Source organism: Mesosutterella multiformis (genome assembly GCF_003402575.1).
In the GTDB taxonomy this organism is placed as follows: domain Bacteria; phylum Pseudomonadota; class Gammaproteobacteria; order Burkholderiales; family Burkholderiaceae_F; genus Mesosutterella; species Mesosutterella multiformis.
The window spans coordinates 1125047-1138421 of record NZ_BGZJ01000001.1; the positions used below are offsets into that span (position 1 = coordinate 1125047).

Annotated in this window: 13 protein-coding genes; 8 read left to right on the forward strand and 5 right to left on the reverse strand. The window is 57.8% G+C overall.

Annotated elements, in window-relative coordinates; translation table 11 throughout:
* Window position 1: 1 nt before the first annotated feature.
* Window positions 2-2869, reverse strand: a complete 2868-nt coding sequence (gene ileS / locus M4NBBH2_RS05270; RefSeq protein WP_116269996.1) for an isoleucine--tRNA ligase — start codon at window positions 2867-2869, stop codon at window positions 2-4.
* Window positions 2870-2952: 83 nt separating this feature from the next.
* Window positions 2953-3924, reverse strand: coding sequence for a bifunctional riboflavin kinase/FAD synthetase (locus M4NBBH2_RS05275; RefSeq protein WP_116269997.1), 972 nt, complete (start codon window positions 3922-3924; stop codon window positions 2953-2955).
* Window positions 3925-4060: 136 nt separating this feature from the next.
* Here M4NBBH2_RS05275 and purN point away from each other — a divergent pair, with 136 nt between their 5' ends.
* Both purN and M4NBBH2_RS05285 read left to right on the forward strand, forming a co-directional pair.
* Entirely contained in the window at window positions 4061-4717 is a 657-nt protein-coding gene (gene purN, locus M4NBBH2_RS05280; protein WP_022444105.1) for a phosphoribosylglycinamide formyltransferase, read from the forward strand.
* A gap of 86 nt (window positions 4718-4803) precedes the next feature.
* Complete coding sequence (locus tag M4NBBH2_RS05285; protein WP_116269998.1) at window positions 4804-6300, forward strand: RsmB/NOP family class I SAM-dependent RNA methyltransferase; 1497 nt, start codon at window positions 4804-4806, stop codon at window positions 6298-6300.
* A gap of 153 nt (window positions 6301-6453) precedes the next feature.
* On the opposite strand, the gene rpmG is transcribed toward M4NBBH2_RS05285, so the two are convergent.
* Together rpmG and rpmB are read right to left on the reverse strand one after the other, a co-directional pair.
* Complete coding sequence (gene rpmG, locus M4NBBH2_RS05290; RefSeq protein WP_022444107.1) at window positions 6454-6621, reverse strand: 50S ribosomal protein L33; 168 nt, start codon at window positions 6619-6621, stop codon at window positions 6454-6456.
* Between the two features lie 14 nt (window positions 6622-6635).
* Window positions 6636-6869, reverse strand: coding sequence for a 50S ribosomal protein L28 (gene rpmB, locus M4NBBH2_RS05295; RefSeq protein ID WP_116269999.1), 234 nt, complete (start codon window positions 6867-6869; stop codon window positions 6636-6638).
* A 315-nt stretch (window positions 6870-7184) separates the two neighbouring features.
* Here rpmB and ispH point away from each other — a divergent pair, with 315 nt between their 5' ends.
* The 3 genes from ispH (at window position 7185) to M4NBBH2_RS05310 (ending at window position 9209) form a co-directional block, all read left to right on the forward strand.
* A complete protein-coding gene (ispH, locus tag M4NBBH2_RS05300; RefSeq protein ID WP_049686476.1) occupies window positions 7185-8150 on the forward strand; it encodes a 4-hydroxy-3-methylbut-2-enyl diphosphate reductase in 966 nt (321 codons plus the stop codon).
* Window positions 8147-8650, forward strand: coding sequence for a hypothetical protein (locus M4NBBH2_RS05305; RefSeq protein WP_116270000.1), 504 nt, complete (start codon window positions 8147-8149; stop codon window positions 8648-8650). Before ispH ends, M4NBBH2_RS05305 begins: the two co-directional genes overlap by 4 nt.
* Window positions 8651-8711: 61 nt before the next feature.
* A complete protein-coding gene (locus M4NBBH2_RS05310) occupies window positions 8712-9209 on the forward strand; it encodes an aminoacyl-tRNA deacylase (RefSeq protein WP_022444111.1) in 498 nt (165 codons plus the stop codon).
* Window positions 9210-9277: 68 nt separating this feature from the next.
* Here the strand turns inward: M4NBBH2_RS05310 and tsaD are convergent, their stop codons facing one another.
* Window positions 9278-10330 (reverse strand): tRNA (adenosine(37)-N6)-threonylcarbamoyltransferase complex transferase subunit TsaD, encoded by a 1053-nt coding sequence (gene tsaD, locus M4NBBH2_RS05315; protein ID WP_116270001.1) that lies wholly within the window; start codon window positions 10328-10330, stop codon window positions 9278-9280.
* 250 nt (window positions 10331-10580) lie between these two features.
* Here tsaD and rpsU point away from each other — a divergent pair, with 250 nt between their 5' ends.
* From rpsU to dnaG, 3 genes are all read left to right on the forward strand, one after another.
* Complete coding sequence (rpsU, locus tag M4NBBH2_RS05320) at window positions 10581-10793, forward strand: 30S ribosomal protein S21 (protein ID WP_008811706.1); 213 nt, start codon at window positions 10581-10583, stop codon at window positions 10791-10793.
* 68 nt (window positions 10794-10861) lie between these two features.
* Window positions 10862-11311 (forward strand): GatB/YqeY domain-containing protein, encoded by a 450-nt coding sequence (locus M4NBBH2_RS05325; protein WP_116270002.1) that lies wholly within the window; start codon window positions 10862-10864, stop codon window positions 11309-11311.
* Between the two features lie 198 nt (window positions 11312-11509).
* Window positions 11510-13375: a DNA primase gene (gene dnaG / locus M4NBBH2_RS05330; protein WP_116270003.1), complete on the forward strand. Its 1866-nt coding sequence runs from the start codon at window positions 11510-11512 to the stop codon at window positions 13373-13375.

Here is a 13375-nt window from a genome sequence, read left to right on the forward strand (position 1 = left end):
CTCAGGCCTTCGCCCGCAGTTCGCCGTTCCCGAAGAGATTCGAGACACAGCGCGGGCAGAGGTCAGCGTAGCCTTCAACGGAGCCGACATCAGACTCGTAGTGCCAGCAGCGGGCGCACTTCTCACCGGCGGTCTTGTGGGCGGTGCAGACAGTGGCTTCGCCGTCAGCGCCCTTCACGAGGGTGGCGGCGCTCGTCACGGTGACAAACTTCAGCTCATCACCCAGAGAGGCAAGCGCGTCGTACGTGTCGCCGGAGGCGCGGATTTCGACTTCAGCCTGGAGCGAAGAACCGACTTCTCCCTGAGAGCGGATGTCTTCCACCGCCTTCTGAGCGATGCTGCGGGCTTCGCGGATCAGAGCCCAGCGCTTGAGGAGATCCTCGGCGCCGTCGATCTCGGGGAGCTTGTGATGCGTTTCCGTGAAGATCGTGCCGTCCTTATTCGGGCTGAAGACCGCAAAGGCTTCTTCGGCCGTGAAGGTCAGAACCGGGGCCATCAGGCGGAGATAGGTCGCCGTGATGTGCCAGAGCGCGGTCTGGGCCGAACGGCGCGGCAGGCTGTCAGCCTTCGTCGTGTACAGACGGTCCTTCAGGATGTCGAGGTAGAAGCTGCCGAGATCCTCGGAGGCGAAAGCGTGCAGCTGCGAGACGAGCGTATGGAAGTCATACTTGTCACCGAGCTTGATCACTTCAGCCTGGAGCTCAGCCGTGCGGGCAATGGCCCAGCGGTCGATATCCAGCATGTCTTTCACGTCAACGGCATCCTTCTCAATCGAGAAGTCGCTCGTATTCGCGAGCAGGAAGCGGAGTGTGTTGCGGATACGGCGGTAAGAGTCAACAACACCCTTCAGAATGGTCTGACCGAGGCGCATTTCACCCGTGTAGTCGGTCGAAGCCACCCAGAGACGGAGGATTTCGGCACCGTACTTGTCGGAGATTTCCTGCGGGCGGACGATGTTGCCCTTCGATTTCGACATTTTTTCGCCGTTCTCATCCACGGTGAAGCCGTGCGTGAGGAGGGCGTTATACGGCGGACGGCCGTCAATCATCGAAGCGGTGAGCAGCGAGCTGTGGAACCAGCCGCGGTGCTGATCGGAGCCTTCGAGGTAGAGGTCAGCCGGGAAGCCGAGATCATCTTTATGGCTGCCGCGCATCACGGTGTAGTGCGTGGTGCCGGAGTCAAACCACACGTCGAGTGTGTTGTTCGTCTTCTCGTAAAGCTTGGCCTCTTCTTCAGGCATAAAGTCAGACGCCTTGGCGGTGGTCCAGACTTCGATGCCGCCCTTCTCAACTTTCTTCGCGACTTCTTCCATGATTTCAAGAGTGCGCGGATGCAGTTCACCGGTGTCCTTCTTCAGGAAGAAGGGCATCGGAACACCCCAGATGCGCTGACGCGAGAGGCACCAGTCGGGGCGGTTAGCAATCATCGCGTGGAGCCGGTTGTAGCCCCAGGGCGGATAGAAGGTCGTTGCGTCAACGCCGCGGAGCGCGACATCGCGGAGCGGTTCGGGTTCCGCGGCGCCTTCAGGCTGCAGCACGCCGCGCGTGTCGCTGTTCGCTTTATCCATGCGCACAAACCACTGGGTGGTCGCGCGGTAGATCAGCGGCGTCTTGTGGCGCCAGCAGTGCATGTAGCTGTGGGTGATGGAGCTTTCGTTCAGAAGGTTGCCGGCGAGACGCAGCGTGTCGAGAATCTTGCGGTTCGCCTTCCAGATATTCATGCCGCCGAAGAGCGGGAGGCTCTCAGCGTACGTGCCGTCGCCCTGCACCGGGTTCAGGATTTCGTCATTCGTCATCCCGTAGCGCTTGCAGGAGTTAAAGTCGTCGACACCGTAAGCCGGGGCGGAGTGAACGATGCCGGTACCGGCAGAGGCGTCAACATAGTCCGCGAGGAGCACGGGAGAGAAGCGGCTGTAGCCCTTATCCATCTCAGCAAGCGGATGGCGGAAACGGATGCCTTCGAGCGCCGAGCCCTTCACCGTGGCGAGCGGCGTGCCCGTCATGCCGTAACGCTCCAGAGCGGAGGCGGCAAGCGTCTCGCCAAGAATCAGGAGGCGGCTGCCGGTATCGATCAGCTGATAGCTGAGTTCGGGGTGAACGTTTAGGGCCTGGTTCGCGGGAATGGTCCACGGGGTCGTGGTCCAGATCACGATCGCGCAGGGCTTCGTGATGGCGACACCGAAAGCCTTCTCAGCCTTGGCGTGGTCCTCATCAGAAAGCGGGAAGGCAACGTCAAGAGTCGGACCCTTGATGTCCTTATATTCCACTTCAGCCTCAGCGAGCGCGCTCTGGCAGTCGAAGCACCAGTTCACAGGCTTCAGGCCGCGGTACACGTAACCCTTCTTCATGATTTCCGCGAGGGCGCGGATTTCGCTCGCTTCCGTGTCGTGACGGAGCGTGAGGTAAGGATTGCCCCAGTCGGCGAGAACGCCGAGGCGCTTGAAGTCCTTCATCTGACGCTTCACCTGCTCGTGCGCGTAGGCGCGGCACTTGGCCTGACGTTCTTCAGGCGGCAGGTTCTTGCCGTACTGCTTCTCGATCTGAATTTCGATCGGCATGCCGTGGCAGTCCCAGCCCGGAACGTACGGCACGTCGTAGCCTTCGATCAGCTTCGTCTTGTTGATGATGTCCTTCAGGATCTTGTTCACCGCGTGGCCAAGGTGAATGTCCCCGTTCGCATACGGGGGGCCGTCATGCAGCAGGAACTTCTTCGCGCCCTGACGGGCACGGCGCACGACGTGGTAAATGTCCTTCCTCTCCCACTCGTCGATCCAGGCCGGCTCACGCTTGGCGAGGCCGCCGCGCATCGGGAACGGCGTGTCTGGAAGGTTGAGAGGATACTTCTTGGTGTCTTCAGTTGTTTTGGCCATATTGCTTTAATCTCCGGCCCCCTCGGGCTCTTCGGATGGATTAAGTTTTGGTTGTATTAAGAATTTCGCGGTCGCTTCAACCTTTAAGCGACAGGGGCTCCCCCGGCTTCAATAGAAAGCCCGAAGATGCGGCGCGCGCGGATCGCGTCGTTATGGATCGCGGCAATGAGTTCATCAAGGTCGGAAAAGCGTTTGTTGTCCCGAAGTTTTTCAACGAACCGCACGCGGATCAGCTTCCCATAGGCGTCGCCTGTCCAGTCGAGAAGGTTCGTTTCACAGGTGAACTGCAGGTTGCCGCCGATTGAAGGGCGGTTGCCGAGGCTCGTGACACCGGGCAGCTCTTTTCCGGGGACGATGCCGGAAACCATCACGGCAAAGACGCCGGTGAGAGCGGGCTGAGCGTGGCATCCCGGAGGCACCGGGCGGAGGTTGAGTGTCGGAAATCCCAGCGTGTGACCGAGATGCTCACCGTGCACAACGCGGCCTGACATGCAGTACGGGCGGCCGAGCAGCCGCTCGGCTTCTTTCAGGTCGCCAGCAGCGAGCGCGGCGCGCAGCCGGGTGGACGAGATATTCTCGTTATCCTTCACGATCAGATCTTTGGCGGAAACTTCAATGCCATACTTCGCGCCGATGCGCACAAGGTCATCAGGGCCCGCTTTTCCGTCCTGACCGAAGGTGAAATTACTCCCAACCGTGACAAAGGAGGCGTGAAGCCGGTCAACGAGAATTTCTTTCACAAACTGCTCGGCGCTGAGACTTGCCATGCGGCCTGAGAAGTGGGCGAAGAAAAGTTTCTCGATACCGCAGGATGCGATGGCGTCCGTCTTGTCCCTCAGCGTGGAAATACGGCACGGGGCTTTCTCAGGCGCGAAGAACTCCTTCGAGTGCGGTTCAAAGGTGAGCGCACAGGGGATTTCGCCGTGGGAAGCAGCGTGGCTGCAGAGGCTTCTGAGAAGCGCCTGGTGTCCGAGGTGGACGCCGTCGAAATTTCCGATCGCGACAGCGGCACGGACTTCACCAGGCAGATAAGGGATGCCGCGGTAGACCTGCATGAGAGTGAATTAAGAAAATCGGGGTAACAGAGAAAATCCATTATAAGAATAAGGATGCTCAGTTGGGGGATGGCGGGACTTACCATAGGGGGAGTCGTGACTTTTCAGGCCTCTTGTTCTGTAAAATAGCGGGATTATGAAAAATATCGTCATCCTGATTTCCGGACGCGGCTCGAACTTCGAGGCTATTCTCGAAGCCTCCCGCGCCGAACAGTGGGAGAGCGCGGTTCCTGCCCGGATCGCCGCCGTGATCTCTAACCGTCCGCTCGCGAAAGGTCTTGAAACGGCCCGACGCGAGGGAATCGACGCGATTGCTGTGGATCACACGCTCTACCCCGACCGCGAGTCCTTCGAAGAGGAACTGGGGCGGGTCGTTGACCGCTATAACCCCGACCTCATCGTGCTGGCGGGCTTCATGCGCATTCTCACGGAAAAGTTCGTGAAGCCGCGCGAAGGCCGGATTCTCAATATTCATCCCGCGCTTCTGCCGCTTTTCAAGGGACTGAACACCCATGAACGTGCGCTTGAAGCGGGGGTCCGGGTGCATGGTTCCACCGTTCACTTTGTGTCAGCGGCGCTTGATGGCGGCGCGATCATCGGCCAGGCCGTGGTGCCCGTGTTGCCGAGTGATACGCCTGATACTCTTGCCGCGCGCGGTCTGAAGCTTGAGCACGTGATCTACCCGAAGGTCTGCCGCGCAGTCCTTGAGGATCGCGTGAAGCTGGTGGACGGAAAGGCTGTGATGGATGACGAAACCGCCCGGTCGCTCGCTGTTTTCTCAAACGAGCTCTAACTCTTGATTACTCTTCGGACGCGCAGGAGCCGTTGTGCTGCCCCGCGTCCAGATGAAGGCCCCGTGAAAGCGGGTCTTTATTTACTATGCCGAAAAAAGAACAGCGGAAGCGCTTCAGCCGTCCCGCTTCCTCCTCTCCCCGCCGCCCGCAGCGGCAGTCTGAAAGACGGGTCCGCGAACAGGATCCGAACACGATCCCTTCCTATCTCGTGAATCACCTCGCGCAGGCGCTGCGCATGGTGCTGAAGCTGGACGGTCCGGCGGATGTCCTGCTCTCTGTCTACTTCAAGCGTAACCACGAGCTCGGTTCCCGGGACCGCGGCTTTGTCGCCGAAGCGGTGTACGCCGCGCTCCGTCATCTCGCTGGCATCCGCTGGAGAATGGCGCCTGCGGTGCCTGAGCGGTCTCCGAGGCTCGCGGCTCTTGTGACGCTCGCGTCGCTCTACGGGATGGAAGCTCTTGACAGCCGCGATGTCGGAAACGACCGCAAGGCGCTTGAAGCGATTCTCGATAAGAAGGACTCTGACGCGGATCCCGCGACCCGCGCCGAACTCCCCGGGTGGCTTTATGAACGCGTCCGCAGTCAGTATCCGGATCACGACCTCTTTTTCAAGGAAATCGCGACCGGCGCTCCGCTTGATATCCGCGTGAACCTCCTGAAGGGGAAGCGTGATGAGGTACTTGAGCAGCTGAAGGATGAAGGGAAGAAAGTCGTGGCGACACCGATTTCTCCTGATGGCATCCGCTTCCTTGATAAACCCGGCATCACGCACTGGCCGCTCTATCAGGACGGCGTGATTGATGTTCAGGACGAAGGCAGCCAGCTGATCGCGCGGCTCGTCGCGCCGAAGCGCCGTGAGATGGTGTGCGATTTCTGCGCCGGTGCCGGCGGCAAGACGCTTGCGATCGGCGCTCTCATGCGTTCCGGCGGCAGCCTCTACGCTTTTGACGTGAATGAAAAGCGGCTCCAGGGCATGGTGCCCCGTCTCCGCCGCTCGGGGCTCACGAATGTGCATCCGATCGCGATCCGCGATGAGCACGATAAGCGTCTCGGCCGTCTTCTCCGGAAGTTTGACCGCGTGCTGATTGACGCTCCCTGCACCGGCACGGGGACGCTTCGCCGGAATCCGGATCTTCGCTGGCGTCTTTCCGAGGATGAGCTGCACCGGATCAACGAGATTCAGAAGTCGGTGCTTGAATCCGCATCCCGCCTTGTGAAGGCCGGCGGCCGTCTCGTTTACGCGACGTGCTCCGTGCTGAAGGAAGAGAATCAGGCTGTGGTGGAGGCGTTCCTTGCCGCGCACCCCGAGTTCCACCTGCTGAACGCCTCTGAGGTGCTTGAGGGACAGGGTGTCAAGGTTCCCGCTGAAGTGAAGGACCGCTTTGGCCCATGGTTTGTGATGCTGCCCCAGGTGACGGGAACGGATGGATTCTTCGGCGCTGTGCTTGAGCGCGATCCTGATGCTCCCCGCCGCAGAAAACCCGCGCCGGAAGCCGAAGCGCCGTCCGAAGAAACGGAAAGCGTGAAGGCTGAGGTGACAGAAACGGCCGCGCCGGTTTCAGAAGAACAGAAAGCCGAATAAATCGGAGGGAGGGAGAGCGCTCCTGGGGCGCTTACCTTCCACTGATAAAAAAGAAGAGCCGGCAGGAAATTCCTGCCGGCTCTTCTTTTAAGTCTTTCAGGCAATAAAAAAGCTGAATCCGAAGATTCAGCTTCATAAAGGAATGAACCTCAATTACTTGAGCTTCGTTTCCTTGTAAACCACATGCTTACGGGCTACCGGATCATACTTGTTGAATTCCAGTTTGCCAGTCGTCGTGCGCTTGTTCTTGGTGGTCGTGTAGAAGTGACCCGTACCAGCAGTCGACTCCAGCTTGATCTTTTCGCGAGCTCCCTTTGCCATGGTGAACCTCCTAATTAAATTTCACCGCGGGCGCGGAGATCCGCTAAAACCGCATCAATACCAACCTTGTCAACCATACGCAGACCTGCTGTCGTCAAACGCAGGCGGACCCAACGGTTCTCGCTCTCGACCCAAAAACGGCGGTACTGCAGGTTGGGCATGAAGCGACGCTTAGTTTTGTTGTTCGCGTGCGAGACGGTATGGCCGACCATCGGCGCCTTGCCGGTGACTTGACACACTCGTGCCATCGCTATCTCCAGTTAAAATTATCAAAAAACGCCGGGTGCTGACGTAACAGGGCATCTCGCACGCACTGGCGCTGTGAAAACAATTATTCTACGTCAAAAATTTAGTTTTCGCCAATCAAAAGGAAAAAATTACAAATACTTCTCGCTCTTCACCTGAAAATGAAGGCTTGCAGTGTTTTCCAAAAAGGCGAAAATTTTTGGCGCAGTCGTGCATTATACGTAAGTCGCGGAAATCTGTGTTGGAAACCGTCCCGCTTTTTTTTCTGATACCGCCTGGAGGCCAGCTTGTCCGAACCGAATACCAAGAGAACCCCTCTGAAAATCTATCTCGCCCAGCCCCGCGGGTTCTGCGCGGGCGTCGATCGGGCCATCGCGATTGTTGAGCGGGCGCTGCTCGTTTACGGCCGCCCGATCTATGTGCGTCATGAGATTGTCCATAACCGGACCGTGGTGGAAAACCTGAGGAGCCGCGGAGCGATCTTTATTGATGATCTCTCTGAGGTGCCGGACGGGGCGACGCTTGTCTTCTCGGCGCACGGTGTCCCGAAATCGGTGGAAGAGGAGGCCGCGAGACGCGGTTTCCGTGTGTTCGATGCCACGTGTCCCCTTGTCACCAAGGTGCATCGCGAGGTCGCGCGGATGCGGGATGCCGGCTATACGGTCGTGATGATAGGGCATAAGGGTCACCCTGAAGTTGAAGGGACCGTGGGGCAGGTTGAGGATGGCATTCTCGTTGTGGAAGATGAGGCGGACGTTGAGGCGCTTCAGGTACCGGATCCTGAAAAAGTGGCCTACGTGACCCAGACCACGCTTTCGCTTGATGACTCTCAGCATCTCGCGGAGACGCTGAAGAAGCGCTTCCCGCACATCGTCCAGCCGAAGAAAGCGGATATCTGCTACGCCACGCAGAACCGCCAGGATGCCGTGAAAGAGCTCGCGCAGCACGTGGATATCGTGCTTGTGATCGGAAGCTCCACGAGTTCCAACTCAAACCGCCTCAGAGAAGTGGCGGAACGCTATCACGTGCCGGCGTACCTCGTTGATACAGCGGAAGACGTGGATCCGGCCTGGCTCAGCGGCCGTCACCGCGTCGGCGTGACAGCCGGAGCGTCGGCCCCGGAGCCGCTCGTCGCGGAACTCGTTGAACGGCTGAAGGGACTCGCCGAAACGGAAATCGTGCCGCTCGAAGGCGTCAAGGAAAATATGGCGTTCCCGCTCCCGAAGGGGCTCTGGCAGAAGGATGTGGACGCGGCGCTCGCTGCGAAGGGCCGCACCGAATGACGGAGGCGGTGTATCAGGAGAAAATCCTGTGGCGCCGCGCGGTGTTTGTGATCCGGTCCGATGCGGCGGGCGGTCTCCTTTCAATCAGCGCTCTCCGAAGGGAAGCGGCTGATGACATTGAGAGCGCTCTTCCGCCGCGGGGAAGCCGGGGGGCAGAGGCAGCGGAAGCTCTTCGGATCTACCTGGACGAGCCAGAGACTCTGGCGCCCGAAAAATGGTTTTCGGAACCCGTGATTCTTTCGCTTCCCGAGGCCGTTCAGGAAGTGCTCCGCGCAGTTTCCCGGATTCCCTTCAGTGAGACCGCGGCGGCAGGAGATCTGGGGTTTTCGCCGGTAGCCGTCATGGATGCTGTGGCGCTTAACCCGCTTTTTCCGCTGATTCCCACTTACCGGATTGAAGATGTCGCCTTAGAGGCGGGACCGCGCCATAATGACGGACTCTGGATCTGCGGGGATCTTCGGGAACTTGAGAAATCGCCCCCTGTCCGCTGGTGGTACTAGCGGGGAAGGCGCTTTGGGTTCCCGCCCCGGCCTGAAATAACACGCAAGCAGGAAGGAAAAGATGGCAAAAGAGAAGCATGTGAGCGCGACGCCCGCAACCGACTGGCTTAAGGCGCACAAAGTCAATTTCAAGCTCCATACGTATGACTTCGTTCCGCACGGCGGTACAACCCAGGGTGCCAAGGAACTGGGAATCGATAATCACGTGATGATCAAGACGCTCATCATGGAGGACGAAAACGCCGAGCCGCTCGTGATTCTGATGCATGGCGACTGCGAGGTTTCCACGAAGAATCTCGCCCGTCAGGTGGGAAGAAAACATATTGCTCCATGCACGCCAGAACAGGCACAGAGAAATTCGGGCTATTTTGTCGGGGGCACGAGCCCCTTCGGAACCCGAAAGAGAATGCCGATCTATGTCCAGAGAACGGTGTCTGAACTTCCGGTAATTTATATCAATGGCGGCCGGCGCGGCGTCGTGGCTGAGATGGCGGGCAGCGTTCTGGTGGATGTGCTGGGCGCGACGCCCGTGGATGTGGCGAATCCGAAAGATGAATAATCCTTCAGAAGAAGGGATAAAAAAGGGAAGGCTCTTTGCCTTCCCTTTTTCTTACGCGTAACAGCCAATCAGGCGGTCTGATCAGGATGAGCGGCTTCAGTCAATGTCCACCGAGGTTTGGCGGAGAATGACCAGCGTTTTCTGCATGCGTCGAGTTCTTCAGGTGTCATCGCCTGGAGCCGCTTAAGGCCCGCAATAGCGATCATGGCGCCGTTATCCGTGCAGAGCGAGAGGGGCGGGAAGAAGATCTTCCCGTGACGCTTTTCCACTTCCTGAGTCAGGCGGGCGCGAAGCTGTTTATTGGCGCTCACGCCGCCGGCGACGACGAGAGAGTTGAGCCGGGTCTTTTTCAGCGCGCGAACGGCCTTGGCGGCAAGCACGTCGGTGACGGCATCCACAAATGCGCGGGCCACGTTGGCGCGGAACTGAGGATCCTCAGGGTTCGGAGCCTTTGTGACAGCATTCAGCACAGCGGTCTTAAGACCGGAGAAACTCATATTGAGATCCGGTGAATGCATCATGGGGCGAGGAAGCTCGATCGCTCCTGACACGCCTTTTTCAGCAAGAGCGGAGACTCCGGGACCGCCCGGGTAGCACATGCCGAGAAGCTGAGCGGTTTTATCAAACGCTTCGCCGGCAGCGTCATCCAGCGTTTCACCAAGGAGCTCGTAGCTTCCGAACTTCTGCACACGCATGAATTGTGTATGGCCGCCCGACACCAGCAGAGCGACAAAGGGGAAACGGGGAGCGGGATCCGCGAGGAGCGAGGCGAGGAGGTGCCCTTCGAGATGATGGACACCGATCACGGGGATGCCGAGCGCGTAGCCGATCGCGTGAGCCACTGAGATACCGACGAGCAGGGCTCCCGCAAGACCAGGCCCCTCGGTTACGGCAATAGCGCCGAGGTCAGAGCGGGTCTTTCCCGCTTCTTCCAGCACTTCATCAGTCAGTGCGAGAACGCGGCGAATATGGTCACGGCTGGCAAGTTCAGGCACAACACCGCCATAGGCGCGGTGCATGTCGATCTGCGTATGGATGCGATGGGCAAGCAGCCCCTTCTCCGAATCGATGAGGGCAGTGCCTGTTTCATCGCAGGAGGATTCAATACCAAGAATTAGCATGACGCTTATTTTAGTGAAGAGTTGGTGAGCTAATTTACCTCAGACGGCAAGAGGCCGGGCTGAGGAACAGGGAAGGGGTGCCCGCGGGATTCCGGAAGGAAGGGAAAATCCCATTCACTATACAAACGTTTCTATTTATGAGATAATCCAAGACTTGCTGTTTCTATTCAAACTTTTGTCTGAATTGCGAAACAGTGTTTTTAACTTTTCGGGAAAACACACTTCCCTTTTTTAATCAAGGTTTTACTCAATGCCTACCATTCGCGTTAAAGAAAACGAACCCTTTGAAGTTGCCCTTCGCCGCTTCAAGCGCACCATCGAAAAGTCCGGCCTCCTCACCGAGCTCCGTGCCCGTGAGTTCTACGAGAAGCCGACCGCTGAGCGCAAGCGCAAGAAGGCTGCCGCCATCAAGCGTCACTACAAGCGTCTGCGCAGCATGATGCTGCCGAAGAAGCTGTACTAATTCTTTTTTAGTGATGATGACAGGCTCATTTACATGAGCCGCCAGCTGTTGTTTCAGGTCAAATAAAGATGACTCTTAGAGAACAGATCCAGTCCGATATGAAAGATGCCATGCGTGCGCACGATGCTGCCAAGCTGAGTGCAATCCGCATGCTTTGGTCCTCGGTGAAGCAGAAAGAGGTTGATGAGCGCATTACGGCTGATGACTCCGTCATCACCGCCATCATTGCGAAGGCAGTGAAGGAGCGCCACGACTCGATCGAGCAGTACCGCAAGGGCGGACGTGAAGATCTGGCAGCCAAGGAGCAGAGTGAAATCGATGTGTTCACCGCTTATCTCCCGAAGCCGCTCTCAGAAGAAGAAATCAATCAGGTGATTGATGAAGCTATCGCGAACGCCGGCGTTTCCGGTATGGCCGCGATGGGCAAAGTGATGGGCCTCGTCAAGCCCAAGCTTACGGGGCGCGCAGATATGAGCAAGGTCTCTGCTGCGATCCGCGCGAAGCTGCTCCAGAAATAACAAGAAGAATTTGGCGGGCCGCGGTTCGCGGCCCTCAATCATCCATTAACGCATTGAGTTGCTCCGGGTAAAGGAGGTGTTTCCACCCGTGAGCGAGAAAAAAGAACGCCCGGAGACCGTTGGTTCATCCGGGCGTTTCGTTTTTTTGTAATCTGTGTACTGTAATCAGACCTTAGCCGAATTTTCAAAGGATCCGTGATGATTCCTGAGTCGTTTATCAAAGACCTCCTGGATCGGGTGGATATTGTCGATGTCGTTTCCCCGTATGTGAGCCTGAAGAAGAAGGGGATCAACTGGTTTGGACTCTGTCCTTTCCACCATGAGAAAACAGGATCCTTTTCAGTTAACCAGAATAAGCAGTTCTTCAAGTGTTTCGGCTGCGGAGCGCATGGCAACGCTGTGGGCTTTCTTATGCAGTACAAGGGCATCACCTACCCGGAGGCAATCCGGGAACTTGCGCAGAGCGTTGGTCTTCCCGTGCCGGAAGAGCGCGGTGAAAGAAAGCGCCGTGAAAGAAGCGAGTCGCTGTCCGATCTGATGCTGAAAGCGCAGAACTTCTATATTGCGGAGCTTGCGAAGTCCCAGATTGGTCTCTCCTATCTGAAAGAGCGTCAGATCAGTGAGGCGACGAGACAGAAATTCGGTCTTGGCTATTCACCGGATAACTGGCAGGCTCTCGAAGCGGTTTTCGGCGAGAAATACAGCTCAAAAGCACTTGAGGACTGCGGCCTTGTGATCACGAAGGACGGCCATCGCTATGATCGTTTCCGCGGCCGAGTGATGTTCCCGATCCGCAATCCGAGAGGGCAGGTGATTGGTTTCGGCGCCCGGGTGATCGGGAAAGGAGAGCCGAAGTATCTGAACAGTCCGGAAACCGATATCTTCAAGAAGGGGCAGGAAGTCTACGGTCTTTGGGAAGGCCGGGAAGCGATCCGCAAGGCTGGCCGCGCTATTGTGTGCGAAGGCTATATGGACGTGATTCAGCTTTCGCAGGCTGGGTTTGGCGAAGCTGTGGCGGCACTTGGCACGGCAATCGGCGAAGCGCATATCCGGAAGCTCTTCAAAATTGTGCCCCAGATAATCTTCTCCTTTGATGGTGATGATGCCGGGCGTCACGCGGCAAGGCGGGCTCTAGAGCAGGCGCTCCCTGTTATTACAGATACTCAGGAAGCGAGATTTATTCTCCTTCCTCCTGAACATGACCCTGACAGTCTTATTAAGGCTGAAGGGTCTGAGGCGTATGAGCGCGAAATCCAGCACTCGTTCCCGCTTTCCACGTTCTTTATCGATTCGCTGAAAGCCGGAAAGTCTATGGGGACTCCTGAAGGCCGATCCCAGTTTCTCGCGGAGGCAAAACCGCTCCTTCTCTCGATGAAAGAAGCGCCGGTTCTGCGTCAGCAGCTGATCGGCAGCATCGGTCTTGTCGTCCGGATGGAACCCGCGGAAATCTGCAGCCTCATCGGTATTCCCTTTGCCGCTGCGGCGAAGAGCGCGCCGGCAGAGCGCCGGAGGAATTTTTTCCCGGTGAGAGGCCGCGGCGTGGGTAATAACGGGCGCCCAATGGCAGGAGGAGCTCTTCCTGTTCTGGATCTCCGGGATCGCATGCTTCGTTCGTTTTTCGCGTGGCCCAGTCTTTTCAAAGAGTTTCAGGCTGATATTGAGGAACATATGACCGGGAGCCATCTGGCCGGTGATCAGAAGATTCTTGAAGCCTGGCGCGCTGCGATGGGCGGTGAGGATCAGGAGGAGGGCGGTTCGGTCGACTCTCTCACCACTGGCACTTTGGTTCAGCTTCTGGCCGGAAGCCAGTACAGCGATGAGTACAGCAAGATTGCTTCAGAGGAAATGTCGGTCGGAACTCCGAAAGACGTCGCGCGGCGGGAAATCCGCACCGCTTTTCTGAAAATAGCGCTTGATGAGGTGAGATTCCGGCTGGATGAGGTGGCTTCAGCGGAAGTGTTTGATGCTGAGCTTTACAACGGTCTGCAGACACGTCTGAAGCAGCTGGGCACTGCGCTCAAGCAGGCGGCCTCGGAGGACGTTCCGATGCCGGGTCAGGGTTAA

What these genes read in the sequence shown, in the direction of transcription:
- M4NBBH2_RS05285 (WP_116269998.1), top strand. Translation starts at nt 4,804, where the DNA reads ATGCCGAAAAAAGAACAGCGGAAGCGCTTCAGCCGTCCCGCTTCCTCC.
- rpsU (WP_008811706.1), top strand. Translation starts at nt 10,581, where the DNA reads ATGCCTACCATTCGCGTTAAAGAAAACGAACCCTTTGAAGTTGCCCTT.
- rpmG (WP_022444107.1), bottom strand. Translation starts at nt 6,621, where the DNA reads ATGGCAAAGGGAGCTCGCGAAAAGATCAAGCTGGAGTCGACTGCTGGT.
- purN (WP_022444105.1), top strand. Translation starts at nt 4,061, where the DNA reads ATGAAAAATATCGTCATCCTGATTTCCGGACGCGGCTCGAACTTCGAG.
- rpmB (WP_116269999.1), bottom strand. Translation starts at nt 6,869, where the DNA reads ATGGCACGAGTGTGTCAAGTCACCGGCAAGGCGCCGATGGTCGGCCAT.
- M4NBBH2_RS05325 (WP_116270002.1), top strand. Translation starts at nt 10,862, where the DNA reads ATGACTCTTAGAGAACAGATCCAGTCCGATATGAAAGATGCCATGCGT.
- ileS (WP_116269996.1), bottom strand. Translation starts at nt 2,869, where the DNA reads ATGGCCAAAACAACTGAAGACACCAAGAAGTATCCTCTCAACCTTCCA.
- tsaD (WP_116270001.1), bottom strand. Translation starts at nt 10,330, where the DNA reads ATGCTAATTCTTGGTATTGAATCCTCCTGCGATGAAACAGGCACTGCC.
- dnaG (WP_116270003.1), top strand. Translation starts at nt 11,510, where the DNA reads ATGATTCCTGAGTCGTTTATCAAAGACCTCCTGGATCGGGTGGATATT.
- M4NBBH2_RS05310 (WP_022444111.1), top strand. Translation starts at nt 8,712, where the DNA reads ATGGCAAAAGAGAAGCATGTGAGCGCGACGCCCGCAACCGACTGGCTT.
- M4NBBH2_RS05305 (WP_116270000.1), top strand. Translation starts at nt 8,147, where the DNA reads ATGACGGAGGCGGTGTATCAGGAGAAAATCCTGTGGCGCCGCGCGGTG.
- M4NBBH2_RS05275 (WP_116269997.1), bottom strand. Translation starts at nt 3,924, where the DNA reads ATGCAGGTCTACCGCGGCATCCCTTATCTGCCTGGTGAAGTCCGTGCC.